The organism is Roseivirga misakiensis (genome assembly GCF_001747105.1).
In the GTDB taxonomy this organism is placed as follows: domain Bacteria; phylum Bacteroidota; class Bacteroidia; order Cytophagales; family Cyclobacteriaceae; genus Roseivirga; species Roseivirga misakiensis.
In genome coordinates, this window is sequence record NZ_MDGQ01000005.1 from 1,184,634 (window position 1) to 1,199,294 (window position 14,661).

General features: G+C 41.2%; 10 protein-coding genes. 5 read left to right on the forward strand and 5 right to left on the reverse strand.

Annotated features, from left to right (window positions below; translation table 11 throughout):
• Positions 1-71 precede the first annotated feature (71 nt).
• From BFP71_RS12855 to BFP71_RS12870, 4 genes are all read left to right on the forward strand, one after another.
• On the forward strand, positions 72-1,190 hold the full coding sequence (locus tag BFP71_RS12855; protein ID WP_069835870.1) for a pyridoxal phosphate-dependent aminotransferase: 1,119 nt from the start codon (positions 72-74) through the stop codon (positions 1,188-1,190).
• A gap of 92 nt (positions 1,191-1,282) precedes the next feature.
• Complete coding sequence (locus tag BFP71_RS12860; RefSeq protein WP_069835871.1) at positions 1,283-3,535, forward strand: DUF7133 domain-containing protein; 2,253 nt, start codon at positions 1,283-1,285, stop codon at positions 3,533-3,535.
• Positions 3,525-4,217 (forward strand): 3-keto-disaccharide hydrolase, encoded by a 693-nt coding sequence (locus tag BFP71_RS12865; RefSeq protein WP_069835872.1) that lies wholly within the window; start codon positions 3,525-3,527, stop codon positions 4,215-4,217. The genes BFP71_RS12860 and BFP71_RS12865 overlap by 11 nt, the downstream gene beginning before the upstream one ends.
• A 123-nt stretch (positions 4,218-4,340) precedes the next feature.
• Positions 4,341-7,652, forward strand: coding sequence for a VPS10 domain-containing protein (locus BFP71_RS12870; protein WP_245701846.1), 3,312 nt, complete (start codon positions 4,341-4,343; stop codon positions 7,650-7,652).
• A 73-nt stretch (positions 7,653-7,725) separates the two neighbouring features.
• Here BFP71_RS12870 and BFP71_RS12875 read toward each other — a convergent pair whose 3' ends face one another.
• From BFP71_RS12875 to BFP71_RS12885, 3 genes are all read right to left on the reverse strand, one after another.
• A complete protein-coding gene (locus BFP71_RS12875) occupies positions 7,726-8,469 on the reverse strand; it encodes a sulfite exporter TauE/SafE family protein (protein ID WP_069835874.1) in 744 nt (247 codons plus the stop codon).
• Between the two features lie 33 nt (positions 8,470-8,502).
• Positions 8,503-10,149, reverse strand: coding sequence for an amidase family protein (locus tag BFP71_RS12880; protein ID WP_069835875.1), 1,647 nt, complete (start codon positions 10,147-10,149; stop codon positions 8,503-8,505).
• A 93-nt stretch (positions 10,150-10,242) separates the two neighbouring features.
• Positions 10,243-10,635 carry a hypothetical protein gene (locus BFP71_RS12885; RefSeq protein WP_069835876.1) on the reverse strand — a complete coding sequence of 131 codons (393 nt, stop codon included), beginning with the start codon at positions 10,633-10,635 and terminating at the stop codon, positions 10,243-10,245.
• A 332-nt stretch (positions 10,636-10,967) separates the two neighbouring features.
• On the opposite strand from BFP71_RS12885, the gene BFP71_RS12890 reads away from it, so the two are divergent.
• On the forward strand, positions 10,968-12,089 hold the full coding sequence (locus tag BFP71_RS12890) for an acyltransferase family protein (protein WP_069835877.1): 1,122 nt from the start codon (positions 10,968-10,970) through the stop codon (positions 12,087-12,089).
• 7 nt (positions 12,090-12,096) lie between these two features.
• Here the strand turns inward: BFP71_RS12890 and BFP71_RS12895 are convergent, their stop codons facing one another.
• A complete protein-coding gene (locus BFP71_RS12895; RefSeq protein ID WP_069835878.1) occupies positions 12,097-12,981 on the reverse strand; it encodes a LytTR family DNA-binding domain-containing protein in 885 nt (294 codons plus the stop codon).
• Positions 12,982-13,104: 123 nt separating this feature from the next.
• Positions 13,105-14,601, reverse strand: a complete 1,497-nt coding sequence (locus BFP71_RS12900) for a hypothetical protein (RefSeq protein WP_069835879.1) — start codon at positions 14,599-14,601, stop codon at positions 13,105-13,107.
• Positions 14,602-14,661: the final 60 nt, after the last annotated feature.

Consider the following 14,661-nt stretch of genomic DNA (forward strand, 5'->3'; position numbering starts at 1 on the left):
GCTAGCTGATAGCACTGGAATAAAGTTCTTTCCATAATTTCTTATCTTCCTACACCAACCAACCCAAAACCATGGATAGAAGAGAATGGATGAAACGCGGTGGAGCCTTTGGCGCTTTGTCGCTACTAGGCAGCCAAAGCCTAATTTCCACGTTAACAGCAGCCGAGAAAGAGCGTTTTAACCCGAGGGCTCTAGACTTTCCGGTACAATTAAACTTCAATGAAAACCCTTTTGGCCCGTCTAAGAAAGTCAGAGATGCGATGATTGAAGGTTTCGATATCGGCTGTCGTTATCCCGATCCATATGCAAAGGAGTTAATGGATATGATTGTGGAGAAAGAAGGCGTCCCCGAAGACCATATTGTCATCACAGGTGGTTCCACCGAAGGCTTAAAAGTCACGGGACTAACTTTTGCGCATGGTGGTGGAGAAATCATCGCCGCCCGCCCGACCTTCTTAGCCATGATGACCTACGCCAAACAGTGGGGTGCCACGGTTAATTGGGTAGACCTAGATGATCAGCTTACCCATAATGTGGACGAGATGGAAAAGCGTATTTCATCGAAAACGAAACTCATCTTTCTCTGTAACCCCAATAACCCAACGTCAACTTTGCTTTCGAAGGAAAAACTGACCGATTTCTGTTCGTCAGCTTCAAAAAAGACAATTGTTTTTAGCGACGAAGCCTACTATGACTTTATAGAAGATAAAGATTACCCATCTATGGTGTCGTTGGTCAAAAAAGGTGAAAATGTGATAGTTTCTCGCACCTTCTCAAAAGTTTATGGTTTGGCAGGGCTTAGAATTGGCTATTTGATCGCAAAACCCGAGCTAGCGAATAAAATCAGAGAAAATGTGGTCGCTTATACCAATATTATTGCCTTAAAAGCCGCAGCAGCGGCCATGAAAGACAAAGAATTCTACGAATTCAGCCTCGATAAAGTAAAAGAGGGTAAGCAGATTATGTACGGAGCCATGGATACACTAGGGCTAGAATACGTAAAGTCGAGCACTAACTTTATTTTCTTCAAAACTGGCCGACCCATTGAGACTTTCAATAAGCAAATGCTCGACGAAGGCGTTTTAGTAGGCAGAGCATTTCCACCTTACACCGATTGGTGCCGCATTAGCACAGGTACCATTGAAGAAGTACTCTTCTTTGCCCAAAAGTTGAAGCGCGTATTAGGTTAAGGCGCTTATCCATATCCATTGAACAGAATGGCACTGTTTGTTTACAGAAGTCATTCTTTGTAAGTTCAAGAGACCTTTAACTAAGTCTTTTCATGTCCAGAATTTCACATTTAGCAAGTTGTGCACTTGCAACCATTGCGGTATTAAGTTTCGCCGCCTGTTCCCCCGATTATGAAGAACCTGAAATTTCACTAGAAGATTATCAGGTTGAAGAGGGCTTTGCTTTAGAAGTTGTTGCGGCTGAACCGTTTTTAGAGGCGCCAGTAGCGATTGATTTCGATAATAAGGGAAGAATCTGGACCGTAGAAATGCGTGGGTATATGCAAACGCTTACGGGAGAAAGCGAAGATATGCCAAATGGTGTTATTTCTATTTTGGAAGACAAAGATGGCGATGGGGTTGTCGACCACTCCAAAGTATTTTTAGATAGCCTAGTATTACCGAGAGCCATTGCTCATGTGTATGGAGGTTTGCTATATGCCGAACCCCCAAATCTTTGGTTTGTGGAAATAGAAGATGATAAACCCGGTAAAAAGATATTAGTCGATTCTCTGTATGCCGATGAAGGGAATGTGGAGCATCAGCCCAACGGCTTAATGATGAATATTGACAATTGGATTTATAATGCACGATCTCATTTCCGCTACAAAAGAGAAAACGGCATTTGGTTAAAAGAACCAACTTCATTTAGAGGGCAATGGGGCATCACCAAAGACAATTTCGGTAGACTTTACTACAATAATAACTCCACCCAGATTATGGGGGATTACGTCTTGCCAAATGTATTGACCAGTAACGAATATTATCAGCCCAAAGATGGAATTGGCAAGGTCTTAACCAATAATCAACGCGTATACCCATTACATGCTACACTGGTAAACAGAGGCTACCAGAAAGGAGTGCTTGATGCGGATAGTATGCTGGTAAATGTGACTTCTTCCTGTGGTCCATTAGTTTACAGAGGAGGGCAGTTTCCTGCTGATTATGTCCAGAACGCTTTCGTTTGTGCCCCAGAGGTGAATTTGATCAAACGAAATCTATTGACTTTTTCTGGGCCTAAAACTACGGCTGAACAAGCCTATACCGATCGCGAATTTATCGCTTCAACAGATGAGGGTTTTAGACCAGTGAACCTTTTCGGAGGCCCCGATGGTGGAATGTACGTGGTAGATATGCACCGTGGAATCATTCAGCACGGAGCTTATATGACTTCTTATTTGCGAGAGCGACTAGCGGCCAGCGGTATGGATAAAATGATCGGTATGGGCCGTATTTTAAGGGTCAGCCATAAGGAAACAGGTCTTTCGAAAATTCCTGATTTAGAAAGCGCAAATACTGAGGATTTAGTAGAAATGTTAGGGCATGAAAACGGCTGGGTGAGAGATCGGGCTCAACAATTACTGATTCACAGAGGAGATCAACAGGCAATGGTTAGTTTGAAGAAACTGATCTCGGAATCATCCAAGCATGAAACAATCATACACGCCTTATATGCATTAGAAGGGCTTAACGCGCTAGATGGCGCAACGCTTTTGACCACCGCGGCACATCAATCTCCGGAAGTGGTGGCCCATAGCTTGATGCTCTTAAGAAATCCAATGTATAAGAATGAAAAGATAGCAGAAGCAGAGTTACTTAATGAACTGATGGCCAGAAAGGACCCTACAATCGATTTTTATCTGATTTCCTTCTTCGGAGAATGGCTACAGCGGTATGGAAATAACATTTTGGCATTATCGGTTGGGTTAACTCAAAACTATTCGGAACAATACTATCAAGACGCCCTAATTAGTGGTCTTTCAGGAAAAGAAAAAGACTTTAAAAGCGCACTTCAGGATTCAGAGTCGCCTCAAATTAAAAGTGTTATCAGTCAGTTAGACAACGTTATAGCAGACCAAGCATCAGGTAAGAAGTTCTGGATTTATGAGCAAGCATCGCTACCACTAGACGATAGAACACACGGGTTGAAGCTTTACAGAAATACTTGTGCGGCATGCCATGGCGGCAATGGACAAGGTGTTGACGGCTTAGCACCACCGCTAGACAATTCTGAATACATTAAAGGCTCACCAAAAAGGTTGGCTTTGGTACTATTGCATGGTATGAAAGGCCCACTGACCGTCAATGGAAAGCGCTACGAAATGAATGCGCAAATGCCTGGATTATTGAATAATCCTGAATTTACCGACCAAGATATAGTTGACCTGATGACTTACCTGAGTAATGCCTTCGGAACATCTTCTAGGGGATCAAATGCCAAAATGATCAAAGAACTGAGAGATGTAAAACCGAAAAATGGTGCCTATACTGAAGCAGAACTAAACGGATTGATCGATGAGCAATAGACTAACTTTATTAATTGGAATTTTAACTCTATTTGCCGTTTCCTGTCAGAAATCAAGTAATGATTGGAAAGAACTTGTTACAGATGATCATCTTGTTGGTTGGAAGGTGTTAGGCGGTGAGGGAAGCTACGAGGTTAAAAACGGTGAAGTAGTCGGAACAACTAAAGGGACTTCTAATACCTTTTTGGCCACAGAAAACACTTATGAAAATTTCATATTGGAATTGGAAGTGCTCGTTGACCCAAAAATGAATTCTGGAATACAATTCCGAAGCAATCAAAATGAAAGAGGGGTTGTTAATGGCTATCAAGCAGAAATTGACCCTTCTGAAAGAGCTTGGAGTGGTGGTTTGTATGATGAGTCCCGCAGAGGCTGGTTATACCCGTTGACTACGAATCAGGCGGGTCAAAAAGCCTTTAAGAACAATCAATGGAACAAATATAGGATTGAGGCATTCGATAATAAGGTTCAAATTTGGGTGAATGATGTAATGACCACCCATTTTCAAGATTCTATGGCTACCAAGGGCTTCATTGCCTTACAAGTGCATGGTGTTGGTACAAAAGAGGAGGAAGGCCTTCAAGTGAAGTGGCGAAACATTCGTATGCTTGAAAATATCAAAAAGACAGATTTGACACCAGCTGTCGAAGATGTGACTTTGACTGATTTAAGTACGTTGTAAACTGGCTACTCATAAGAATTAATGGATGATCTGGAATTAATTTACCGTTCATGTAACTCTCAGCATTTTGGCTAAACCTTTCCGATCTTAAGGTATCAAATTGAGATAATCAACCATTAAGCTATGCATACTAGAAATTCACAAAGCCTACACTTAAGGCGCCATGTGATGCTGCTTATTTCAGCACTTTTCATCACAGTCTGTTCTTACGGACAAAAAATCGACTTTAGTCAAGTAGAATCCATGAAACCCCGCAATATCGGTCCAGCTGGTATGAGTGGAAGGGTTACCTCCATTGACGTAGTCAGAAATAATCCAGAAATTATTTATGCCGGTTCTGCTTCTGGTGGACTTTGGAAGTCAGAAAGTGGAGGTGTGGCGTGGGAGCCAATTTTCGATGGCAATTTAGCCCTTTCGATCGGGGCTGTGGCTGTTTCGCAGAAGAACCCAGATGTCGTTTGGGTCGGAACAGGAGAAGGAAATCCTAGAAATAGTTTAACCGGAGGTTATGGTGTTTACCGAAGCCTTGACGCGGGTAAAACATGGAAGTTGATGGGGCTTGAAAAGACCAGAAACGTTCACCGAATTATCATTCATCCAGACGATCCAAATACCGTTTACATTGGTGCTATTGGCTCTCCGTGGGGCGATCATGAAGAAAGAGGTGTTTACAAGACAACCGATGGTGGCGAAACGTGGAATAAGATTCTCTATATCGATCAAATGACGGGTGTAGGAGACATGGTTATGGATCCTGCTAATCCAGATAAAATCTTGGTAAATATGTGGCAACACCGCAGAAAGCCATGGTTCTTTACTTCTGGTGGACCGAGTTCAGGGCTTTTTCTCACTGTTGATGGCGGTAAAAATTGGACAAAACAATCTGCCAAAGAAAACGGGTTGCCAGAAGGCGATTTGGGCAGGATGGGACTGGCTTTTGCCACGAATAACCCGAATCGCGTTTATGCGATCATTGAATCTAAGAAGAACGCTCTCTATCGCTCCGATAATGGCGGTGTGAATTGGACGATGGTTAACGATAAATCAGAGATTGGAAACCGCCCATTCTATTACTTTGATATTTATGTAGACCCGAAAAACGAAAACAGACTGTACAGCATTTTCACCAACGTAAATGTCAGTGAGGATGGCGGTAAGTCATTTTCTGGCTTGATTGGTCGCGGATTGATTCACGTAGATAACCATGCACTTTATATCAACCCAGATAATCCGAAATATATGATCCTAGGTAATGACGGGGGTATGGCGATCACTCGCGACATGGGTAAAACTTGGCAGTTTGTTGAGAATTTAGCCCTCGGACAGTATTATCACATTAATGTCGATAATGAGATTCCTTACAACGTTTATGGCGGTTTACAAGATAATGGTAGCTGGACAGGGCCAGCATACGCTTGGACTCGCGGTGGTTTAAGAAACGATTATTATCATTCAATTGGCGGAGGCGATGGTTTTGATGTAGTTCCCGATCCAGATGATTCTAGGTTCGGTTATTCCATGTCTCAGCAGGGTAATGTAAATCTTTATGACAAAGTTACAGGGCGATCTAAATCTGTTAAACCAATCCATCCTGATCCAAATGTGAGACTAAGATTCAATTGGAATGCGGCTATAGCACAAGATCCTTTTGATAACAGCACGATTTATTTCGGGAGCCAGTTTGTACATAAGAGTACCGATAAAGGAGGTAGCTGGGATGTGATTTCTCCAGATTTGACAACAAACGATCCTGAGAAACAGAAACAGCATTTAAGCGGAGGTATCACAATTGATGCCACTGGTGCAGAAAACTACACGACTATTCTCGCGATAGAGCCTAGCCCGACCGAGCAAGGTGTGATTTGGGCTGGTACAGATGACGGTAATGTTCAAATCACCAGAGACGGTGGAAATTCTTGGACCAATGTATCTAAGAACATAAAGGGTGTACCAGCGGGAAGCTGGGTGGCGCAGATTAAGGCATCTAAGTATAATAATGGGGAGGCCGTAGCTGTGATTAATAATTACAGAAGGTTCGATTTTGAGCCTTATTTGATGAGAACCAAGAACTATGGTAAGTCTTGGGAGAATTTGGCTAGTGGGAAAGATGTTTTCGGGTATGCTTTGTCATACATTCAAGATCCAGTCGAGCCGAACTTACTGTTCTTTGGTACCGAGCACGGACTATATATTTCAATTGACGGTGCTAAGAATTGGTCTAAATTCAACAATGGCTACCCTAGTGTTTCTACCATGGATTTGGTGATTCAAGAACGCGAAAGTGACCTTGTCATTGGTACTTTTGGTAGAGCCATTTGGGTACTTGATGACATCAAGCCACTAAGAGTAATGGCGAAAAAAGGACATGATAAAGTTATAGCAGATGCAGTTAGCATCGTGCCGCCAAATACGGCTTACATTACCAGTTCTAGATCGGCTAGTGGTCCTGCAAATCCAGGTAACGCTACTTTTGAAGGTACAAACAGGCCGTCAGGATCGGCAGTGATTAAGTTTTTTGCTAAGAAACCTGATACCCCACAAGGAAACGGCAGACCGGGTAATAATGCAGAAGCTATTGCCAATCGACGAGCAGCTTTGGCACGTGCTGAAGGCGGAGCTGGTGGTAGATTCCCTGGTGGTGGCGGTAGAGGAGGCAGAGCCGGTAGAGCTGGCGCAAGAGGACCTCAAGCCCAAATCGAAATATCCGATCTTAATGGAAATGTGGTTAGAAAGATTTCTTCACAAGTAGAAGATGGTTTGAATCAGGCTTTCTGGCGATTTGATGAAGATCCACCAGCTGATACAGAGCAACCAGCACTACCAGCAGGCATTCCGGCAAGATTTGCCAGAAACTTTAGAGCAAGCGGTGCACCAATTTTACCAGGCACTTACAATGTGAAGGTGACAGTAGGTGACAAGAGCGAGTCAAGTCAAATTGAAGTGAAAATGGACCCAAGAGCTGAAGTGCCAATGGAAATATTAGTAGCGAGAAGGGATATGATTCGTAAGGCCAATAAAATGGTTAACGAGTCGACAAAAATGAGCTCTAAAATCACCAGAGATATGCAAACAGTAGATAAGGTGATTGCAGCACTTCAAGGTAAAAGAGGAAGAGATGTAGCGGCACTAAGAACAAAAACCAACGCCGTAAAAGAAGAGATGCAAGGATTGGCTAAGCTAATTGGTGCAGGTGGTGGATTTAGAAGAGGAGGAGACCCTAACGAGCCAACTCCACTTAGAACACGTGCCTTTGGGTTAACCAGAAGCATTAGTGGCTCTTATGATATGCCGGGTAGAACTCAAGAAATGCTTATGAAGCAATTCCAAGATCAAATGGATGAGTTGAAGACAAAAATGGACGCTTGGTACGCTGAGAACTGGGATGCATTCTTAGCTGAAGTTAAAAAGGTAGATTTCTCGCCAATCGGGAATTAAGATATACAGCGGTTAGTTGTTATCGAACCACCCCATGGATTCCATTAATTTGGAATGGGGTGGTTTTTTTATGTCATGTAAAATAGATAATGACTGCTCCTAAGGCCGTCATAAATAAAATGAATTGGCGAAATAATTTGTCGTTGATCTTCTTCAATAGCTTGATGCCAACAAAAAGCCCAATAAAAATGGCCGGAATAGCGATCGCGCTCACTTGTATGGTTTCATAGGTAATTGTTTTCCAGCTGAAAATATGAAAAGGAACTTTAAAGAGGTTGATGATCAAAAATAACCATGCTGTCGTGCCGATAAAGGCATTTTTTGGTAGTTGCATGGCCAAGAAGAAAATGTTGGCAAATGACCCTGCAAGGTTGCCTACCATGGTAGTGAAACCTGCTGTAAGTCCCATAATGCCTGCAAAACCAATATGGTTTGGGACGCTTTTTGACTTTCTTCTGTCCCACCAAAACATAAAAACGACAGATACGAAAATGACTAGCGCCATGCTCTTTCTAAAACTTTCCTCAGAAAGTTGATCGCCAACCCAAGTGCCTAAAATTACCCCTAACATCATAAAAGGTAGTAAACGGATCAAATATTTCCATTGTGCATGCCGATGGTAGTAGATGACTGCGAAAATATCGCCCACGATCAACATGGGTAGGAGTATGCCGGTCGATGCTTTTGCCCCAAATACAAAGACTAGAAGGGCTACAATGATTATACTGATTCCTTTTATGCCTGACTTAGATAAGCCAACAATAAATGAGGCTCCAATAACTGCCGACCAGTCTAAAAGGGTTAAATCTGAAAGCACGATGCCAAGATATAACTATCTCAGAGAATACCTTTAGTTATAATCCGATGGAATAATTCTCGATTTTGTTCCTTTTTCAAAAGCATAGGCCAATTTCAGAAGTTTATCTTCTTCAAATGAACGACCAATAAACGTTAAACCTCTCGGCTGGCCAGTGGCTAGGTATCCCATTGGTACTGTCAAGCATGGATAGTGAGCGGCAGCAGCAAATCCAGCACCGAAATTGTTAATTGATAAGATTACGTCCAACTGATGCTCTTGCATGGGACCTTCGAAGTACTTGATACCCGTTTCTTTTAGGTTTTTTCTGAGCGCTACTAAGTCGTCTCCTGCTGTGGTTTCATTGACTACACCTTCGAATAAACCTTGTCCGTATGGCATGGCGATCGCGCTATCCATTTTATTGAAAGCCACTAAATCGTCCATTGATTCAAACGGTATGTTATCTGATGCATAATCAGCAAAGTAGTGTACCATGTCTTCTTTCATGTCTCCATTGAGCAAGTTGATAAAACCATTTAAACGAGTTCGTTCAAACTCAAATTCAACCAAAACACCTCCCAATTCAGCTATTTTCTCAGTATTATATTTATAAACGGAATCTTGCAGATAGTTTTTAACTACCCCAAACCTGATACCCTCAAGACTCCCTTCCGTCAAGTCTTCCCAATATCTTTTGTCTTTTGGATTGTCTTTTGTTGCTGCGTCTCTCGGGTCTTCTCCCGTCATAGCAGAGAGGAGAATGGCATTATCGATCACGTTTTTGGTCATCGGGCCAGGCGTGTCCAGTGTACTTGACAACGGTACTATTCCACCACGGCTTAATAGCCCAACCGTTGGTTTCAAACCAACTAAAGAGTTGGAACTAGATGGCGATAGGATGGATCCTGAGGTTTCCGTACCCACGGCCACCGGGGCGTAGTTGGCCGCGATCGTCGAGCCGCTTCCTGAGCTTGAGCCTCCAGTGTCAAATTCCATTGGTCCATAAGGGTTCAAAGTCTGACCTCCAGCTGTACTAAAGCCGTTGGGACAGCCAGAACAATAAAAGTTTGCCCACTCACTTAAATTGGCTTTGCCAAGGATAAGTCCACCACTTGATTTGATTTTGGCCGTTATAAATGCATCTGGTGCATTATTGTCTTTTAATGCGTAGCTACCAGCTGTTGTCGGTAATTCGTCGGTGCCAATATTGTCTTTCAGGATCACCGGGATGCCATAAATTGGGTGATCGTTAGCCGATCGGTTTTTATCTTTCAAACGCGCCTCTTTCACCAAATTAGGATTGATGGAGATCATATTATTCAAAGACTTCTCTTTATCATTTTCAAAGTGTACAATTCTAAAGAGATACCACTGAGCGATTTTCTCATAAGTTAATTCACCGTTTTTGACCGAGGCTTGTAGCGAAGGAATATCCCGCTCTAGAATCAATGGCTTTAATTCTTGGTACTCTTCCTCGGAGAAGTATGCAATTTGATCGGCTGCTGCCGCCCACATGTCATTTCTATCCTTGAAGGTAGATTGTACCCTTTTGTAGCGCATTCGTGACGATCGGTGTTCCGCATTGGCCGCTATGATATCGGCCTGGTCGTAAGGCACCCACGGGGCTATTACCGTCTTGGGTTCGCCTGGTCCACATGCATAAACAAAGATCAGTAGAAGGAGGATACTTTTTTTCATAGCAATTGATCAGTGATGATTGGCTTGCATTATACTCAAGAACCCATGTTGATCAAAACGCTATTTGTTATAAGGTCAATTACTCACGAGATATTAATTGGCCCTATGACCTACCATCGGAAATTTCGTTTCTCCTGCCGATACTAAACCTGTGAATTCATTTCCATCAAATTCACACTTGATCGTTGCCGGAGTACCGCCAACATTTAAATCACCAGTCAGTGTTGTGCCTTCTAAACTAAGGTTCATTAGCTCCAATGTCCCAAATACTTCGGTGGTCATAGATGCTGCGTAACTGTTGCCTTGTTCTGATATAGTAATCACGCCATAACTCACATCAGTAGTAACTTTATATTCCCATTCTCCAATAGGGTCGAATGATTCATTGTTGCTTTCTTTTTTAGACTCGGATGACCCACAGCCCAAAATGAATATCAGTAATAATATGATCGAGAACTTTGCTTTCGTTGGATTTAGCATTTTCATGAATAAAAAGGTTTGTTAAATACTTGAACTCGCCTTCAATAAGTTGAAAAATAGGCTAGCTCGGATAAGCTTTTAGTTCGGAAGATGATGAAGTGCTTACAAAAAACGACTGAACTGCTATTTGAAAATTCTCACGACATAGTGGTTCAATTATATGTCGTTCATATTGGAAATTGACCTGGTTTAGCTTGAAACTATATGATCTGTCATTTCAGGAATAAATAGATAGCAGTTCAGCGCATAATCAGAATAATGGCTATTAAGCATCCGCTAGCTCTCGTTTCTTAGTAAATCCTATTGATTCAATTAAAAGGTTTATTAAACAAAGAGATATGATCCACACAACTCTGAAGGCTCAAAGGCTACACGCAATGGATGCATTAAGGGCAATCATGATGCTACTCGGAGTGATACTCCATACAACAGAAATATATAGTCTTGGAGATGATCCATATTGGCCAAAAGACCCTACTTCAAGCCATAGGTCTATGAATTTCATTTTTGGCATCATTCATATCTTCAGAATGCCAATATTCTTTATGATCGCTGGATTCTTTGGTGCATTGCTTTATTTTGAAAAAGGGCCTCAAGCGATGTTAAAAAATAGAGTATCAAGAATTCTATTTCCTTTCATTGTATTCTTGTTATTGATTCACCCGATAATCATTTCAGTTTGGAGATACACATCAACAATTTTCGATGTGAAAGTGGCAAGTGTCATGTCCACTTACAGTTTTTTACCTAGTATTACCTATCATTTGTGGTTTCTTTATTACCTAGTAATTATCACACTATTTGCACTGTTCATTGCCATATTCTTAAAGAAGCTGCCAAAATTCGCCAATAGGTTAGCCCTGACGATTGATTGGCTAATGAATAGGCGGTTAGTCTTCACGACCGTCTTTTCCGTACTGACTTTTCTAATGCTTGTATGGATGTGGGATACCTGGATTACGACATCATTATCGTTTATTCCCAATGTCCCTGTCTTGGTGGCCTATAGTATGTTTTATGCTTTGGGCTGGGCACTTTTTAAATCAATGAATGTTCTTTATTCCTACATGAAGTACGACTGGTTGTTTACTATTTTAGCTGTAGTCATATTCTCTCTTAGGTTCTTTTTTAGGCCATATGTTAGTGATGTCCTTTATGGTGCTATAAATGCCATAATCATATGGTTCTTTGTGTTTGGTATCATTGGTTTGTTTATCAGGTACGCCAGTCGGTATTCCTATAAAATGCGATATATATCGGACGCTTCTTATTGGGTTTATTTAGTCCACTTACCACTCGTTACCCTCTTTGCAGGATTAATTGCTCAACTCGCCGTTCCAGCCTTTATTAAATTTCTCATCGTAATAATGCTAACGAGCGGAGTATGTTTTGCTAGTTATCATTATTTGGTCAGAAGAACTTTTATTGGGAAGTTTCTGAATGGCAAAAAGTACAAGTAACTTATTATTAGGCAATTTGAAGCTTTAGCCACTTTCGAAACTGTGCTGCCTTTGTTCTGCTGATAATGGTTGTCTTTGTTTGGTGCTTACTGTCAAGCATTGTGACTTCGACCTTACCGTATTCTAAAGACCTAGTACTCTTTACTACCGAGTGACTGATTATGGTTTGTCTATTAGCTCTAAAGAAGGAATCAGGATCGAGCTGCTTCATTAGTGTGTCTAAAGAATCGGAGTAGATTAAGTTCCGTCCTTCTTCAGTCTTGATTAAAATAGACCCTGATTCACTTGTCACGGTTCGAATGTTCTCTTGTTTCACAATGTGACTTGATTTACCTAGAGATATTTTTATTGGTTTTTTAAGTTGAATTGGATCTTCATTGTTGGCTTTATGAGAATGTTTCCAGTCGTGATAAAAGAAGATTCCGATATCAATCATGGAGAATACGAGTGTCATCGAAATCATGCTAAGGTTGATGACCATAAGCTCATCTATCTTGTAAAATCCACCATAGAATAGGTAGGTAACCCCGATTACAAGAATGTTCAGCAAGAGCATTAGAAATGCCATTTCTAATACCAATTGCCATCCTAACCTTTTTAAGATGCCTGACTTCCAAGGAATACGTTGATCTAGTTTTTTACTAATCCAACGGGTACCTTCCAACAATATAAAAGCGGCAATTATGGCATTTATATATTCTTCAAGACTGATCGATACCAAAGACCGTTGGTATTTGTAATCAAAGATTACGTTGACTAGTGTATTAGCTGTTATACCAAGCAAGAGAATGCTAATCCAGCGCCATTTGAAGAACTTAAATAGGCGTATACTTAAGCTTTTGGATTTTGATTTATATCTGTAAAAGGAGGAGCTAAGGGTCTTCGAAGTCATTTTTGATGATTACTGAATTTTAGACTTTGTCTAAAGAGTCCATTAAAAATTAAAAGGATGCTTCAAAGAGGTAATTTGTTCTTTGATTATTTCTTCGCATCAGAATGGTTCGCTTTTAGGGGTTTAATTACCCGATAATATGGATTGCGTTCCTGCAAAATCATTTGGGTTCACTTTTTTGAGGTTACCACCAAAACCCTCATTTATCGTCTCAATTAACTGATTCGTGATTAACGCATTTCCTCGAGGATTTAGGTTGATTCCATCTGCCGAAAAAATCCCAAATCTTCCAAGAATCGGTAGGAAAGGGGCTCCTTCCAATAATTCCCCATCGGCAGCTAAGTCTAGGAAATTATCCAAACCGCTAAAAAGTACGTCGAAATAGGCATTATAGTCAAACAAGACAAGTCTGCCATCTGATTGGGATACCACACTAGCGATCGCTTGGTTATATGCTTGAATTTGGGCTTCAATACGCTCTATGTCCTCTACTTTTAAATAATCTCTTTCTGTTAAGGCATTTGTTGGTAAATGACCTTTTGAATCACCGAGTTTGTATTCGTTTCGGTAGAAAATAATTTCGTCCCTAAACATTTGACGTACTCTTGGAAGTGGTTCTCCCTGATAAATTACATCTGGTAAATCATTGTCTTCGACAATAACGCCCCAAGTAAAAGGAGAATCTAGGTCGAAATGGATCCCTAATCGCCGTTCAGCGAACGGGATTTGCGGGTTGGCCAAGTAGAATTCTGTTTGTTTGCGATTGAACTCTACAGAAGCCGTTTTGGCTGTATTATAGGATGCCTTAGGAGCGCATGCGATATTCAAAGTGTTTGGAGTGCAGATATAGGGTGTTATGTCATAGTCCGACATATTAAAGAAAGGGTAGTTAAGAAAGGAAGGTATATTGAAAAGGACACCTTTGGCTTCACTGTTATTCGCTAGCAAAGCATCGGTCATTTCTGAGAGCTTTTGCTCGAAAAGGGCAGGGTCTAGCACATCTTCATAAGCCGATTGCATCAAATTAGTGCTGCTTTCATCGCCTTCGGCACCATTAAAAGCATACCCCATGAGTCCTTCGAAACCTAAATCGATCACAAAGAAGGAGGGAGACTCGTCAATAATTTGATCTAGGATGGAATTGTTTGAGTTGTTGAAGTAATCGGCTAGAAAAGGGTTTTCGGACCGATTATTTTCAGTAAAATCTAGTAACTGAGCTTGTGGAAATGAGAAGTTTCGCAAAGAATCATTTTCGGGTAAATAACTATGTGTTTCTCCCTCAATAGGTTTTTGAATAAAGGTGGTGTCTGCGCTTGACGCATATTGAATTCTATAAGGCCCCATATCGCCCATTAAGTCGCTGTTTTCATAGATATTAAAACCAATTTGGTTATCGCTTGTGGCAGAAAGGTCAATAGATAAATCATTCTTTAACAGGTTATTCATGAAGATTTGCGGAATGGAACGAAGGGATGTGTTCGGAACCAAAACACCATCAGTGATACCACTAAATGCCGATGAACCAATAAATACTACATTCGATAAGTCTGCAGTCTCAAAAGTAGGAAGCTCATCTTCAGGTACTATTGGGAATTCGTAATTGCACGAACTGATCAACATAAAAGATAGTGCAAGGAGAAAAAATCTCCTCGCACTAATAGGTATGTGTGTGTATATGGT

Excerpts from the sequence above, each read along its gene's own strand:
- BFP71_RS12855 (WP_069835870.1), top strand. The coding sequence starts at position 72 with ATGGATAGAAGAGAATGGATGAAACGCGGTGGAGCCTTTGGCGCTTTG.
- BFP71_RS12860 (WP_069835871.1), top strand. The coding sequence starts at position 1,283 with ATGTCCAGAATTTCACATTTAGCAAGTTGTGCACTTGCAACCATTGCG.
- BFP71_RS12865 (WP_069835872.1), top strand. The coding sequence starts at position 3,525 with ATGAGCAATAGACTAACTTTATTAATTGGAATTTTAACTCTATTTGCC.
- BFP71_RS12870 (WP_245701846.1), top strand. The coding sequence starts at position 4,341 with ATGCATACTAGAAATTCACAAAGCCTACACTTAAGGCGCCATGTGATG.
- BFP71_RS12880 (WP_069835875.1), bottom strand. The coding sequence starts at position 10,149 with ATGAAAAAAAGTATCCTCCTTCTACTGATCTTTGTTTATGCATGTGGA.
- BFP71_RS12885 (WP_069835876.1), bottom strand. The coding sequence starts at position 10,635 with ATGAAAATGCTAAATCCAACGAAAGCAAAGTTCTCGATCATATTATTA.
- BFP71_RS12890 (WP_069835877.1), top strand. The coding sequence starts at position 10,968 with ATGATCCACACAACTCTGAAGGCTCAAAGGCTACACGCAATGGATGCA.
- BFP71_RS12895 (WP_069835878.1), bottom strand. The coding sequence starts at position 12,981 with ATGACTTCGAAGACCCTTAGCTCCTCCTTTTACAGATATAAATCAAAA.
- BFP71_RS12900 (WP_069835879.1), bottom strand. The coding sequence starts at position 14,601 with ATGTTGATCAGTTCGTGCAATTACGAATTCCCAATAGTACCTGAAGAT.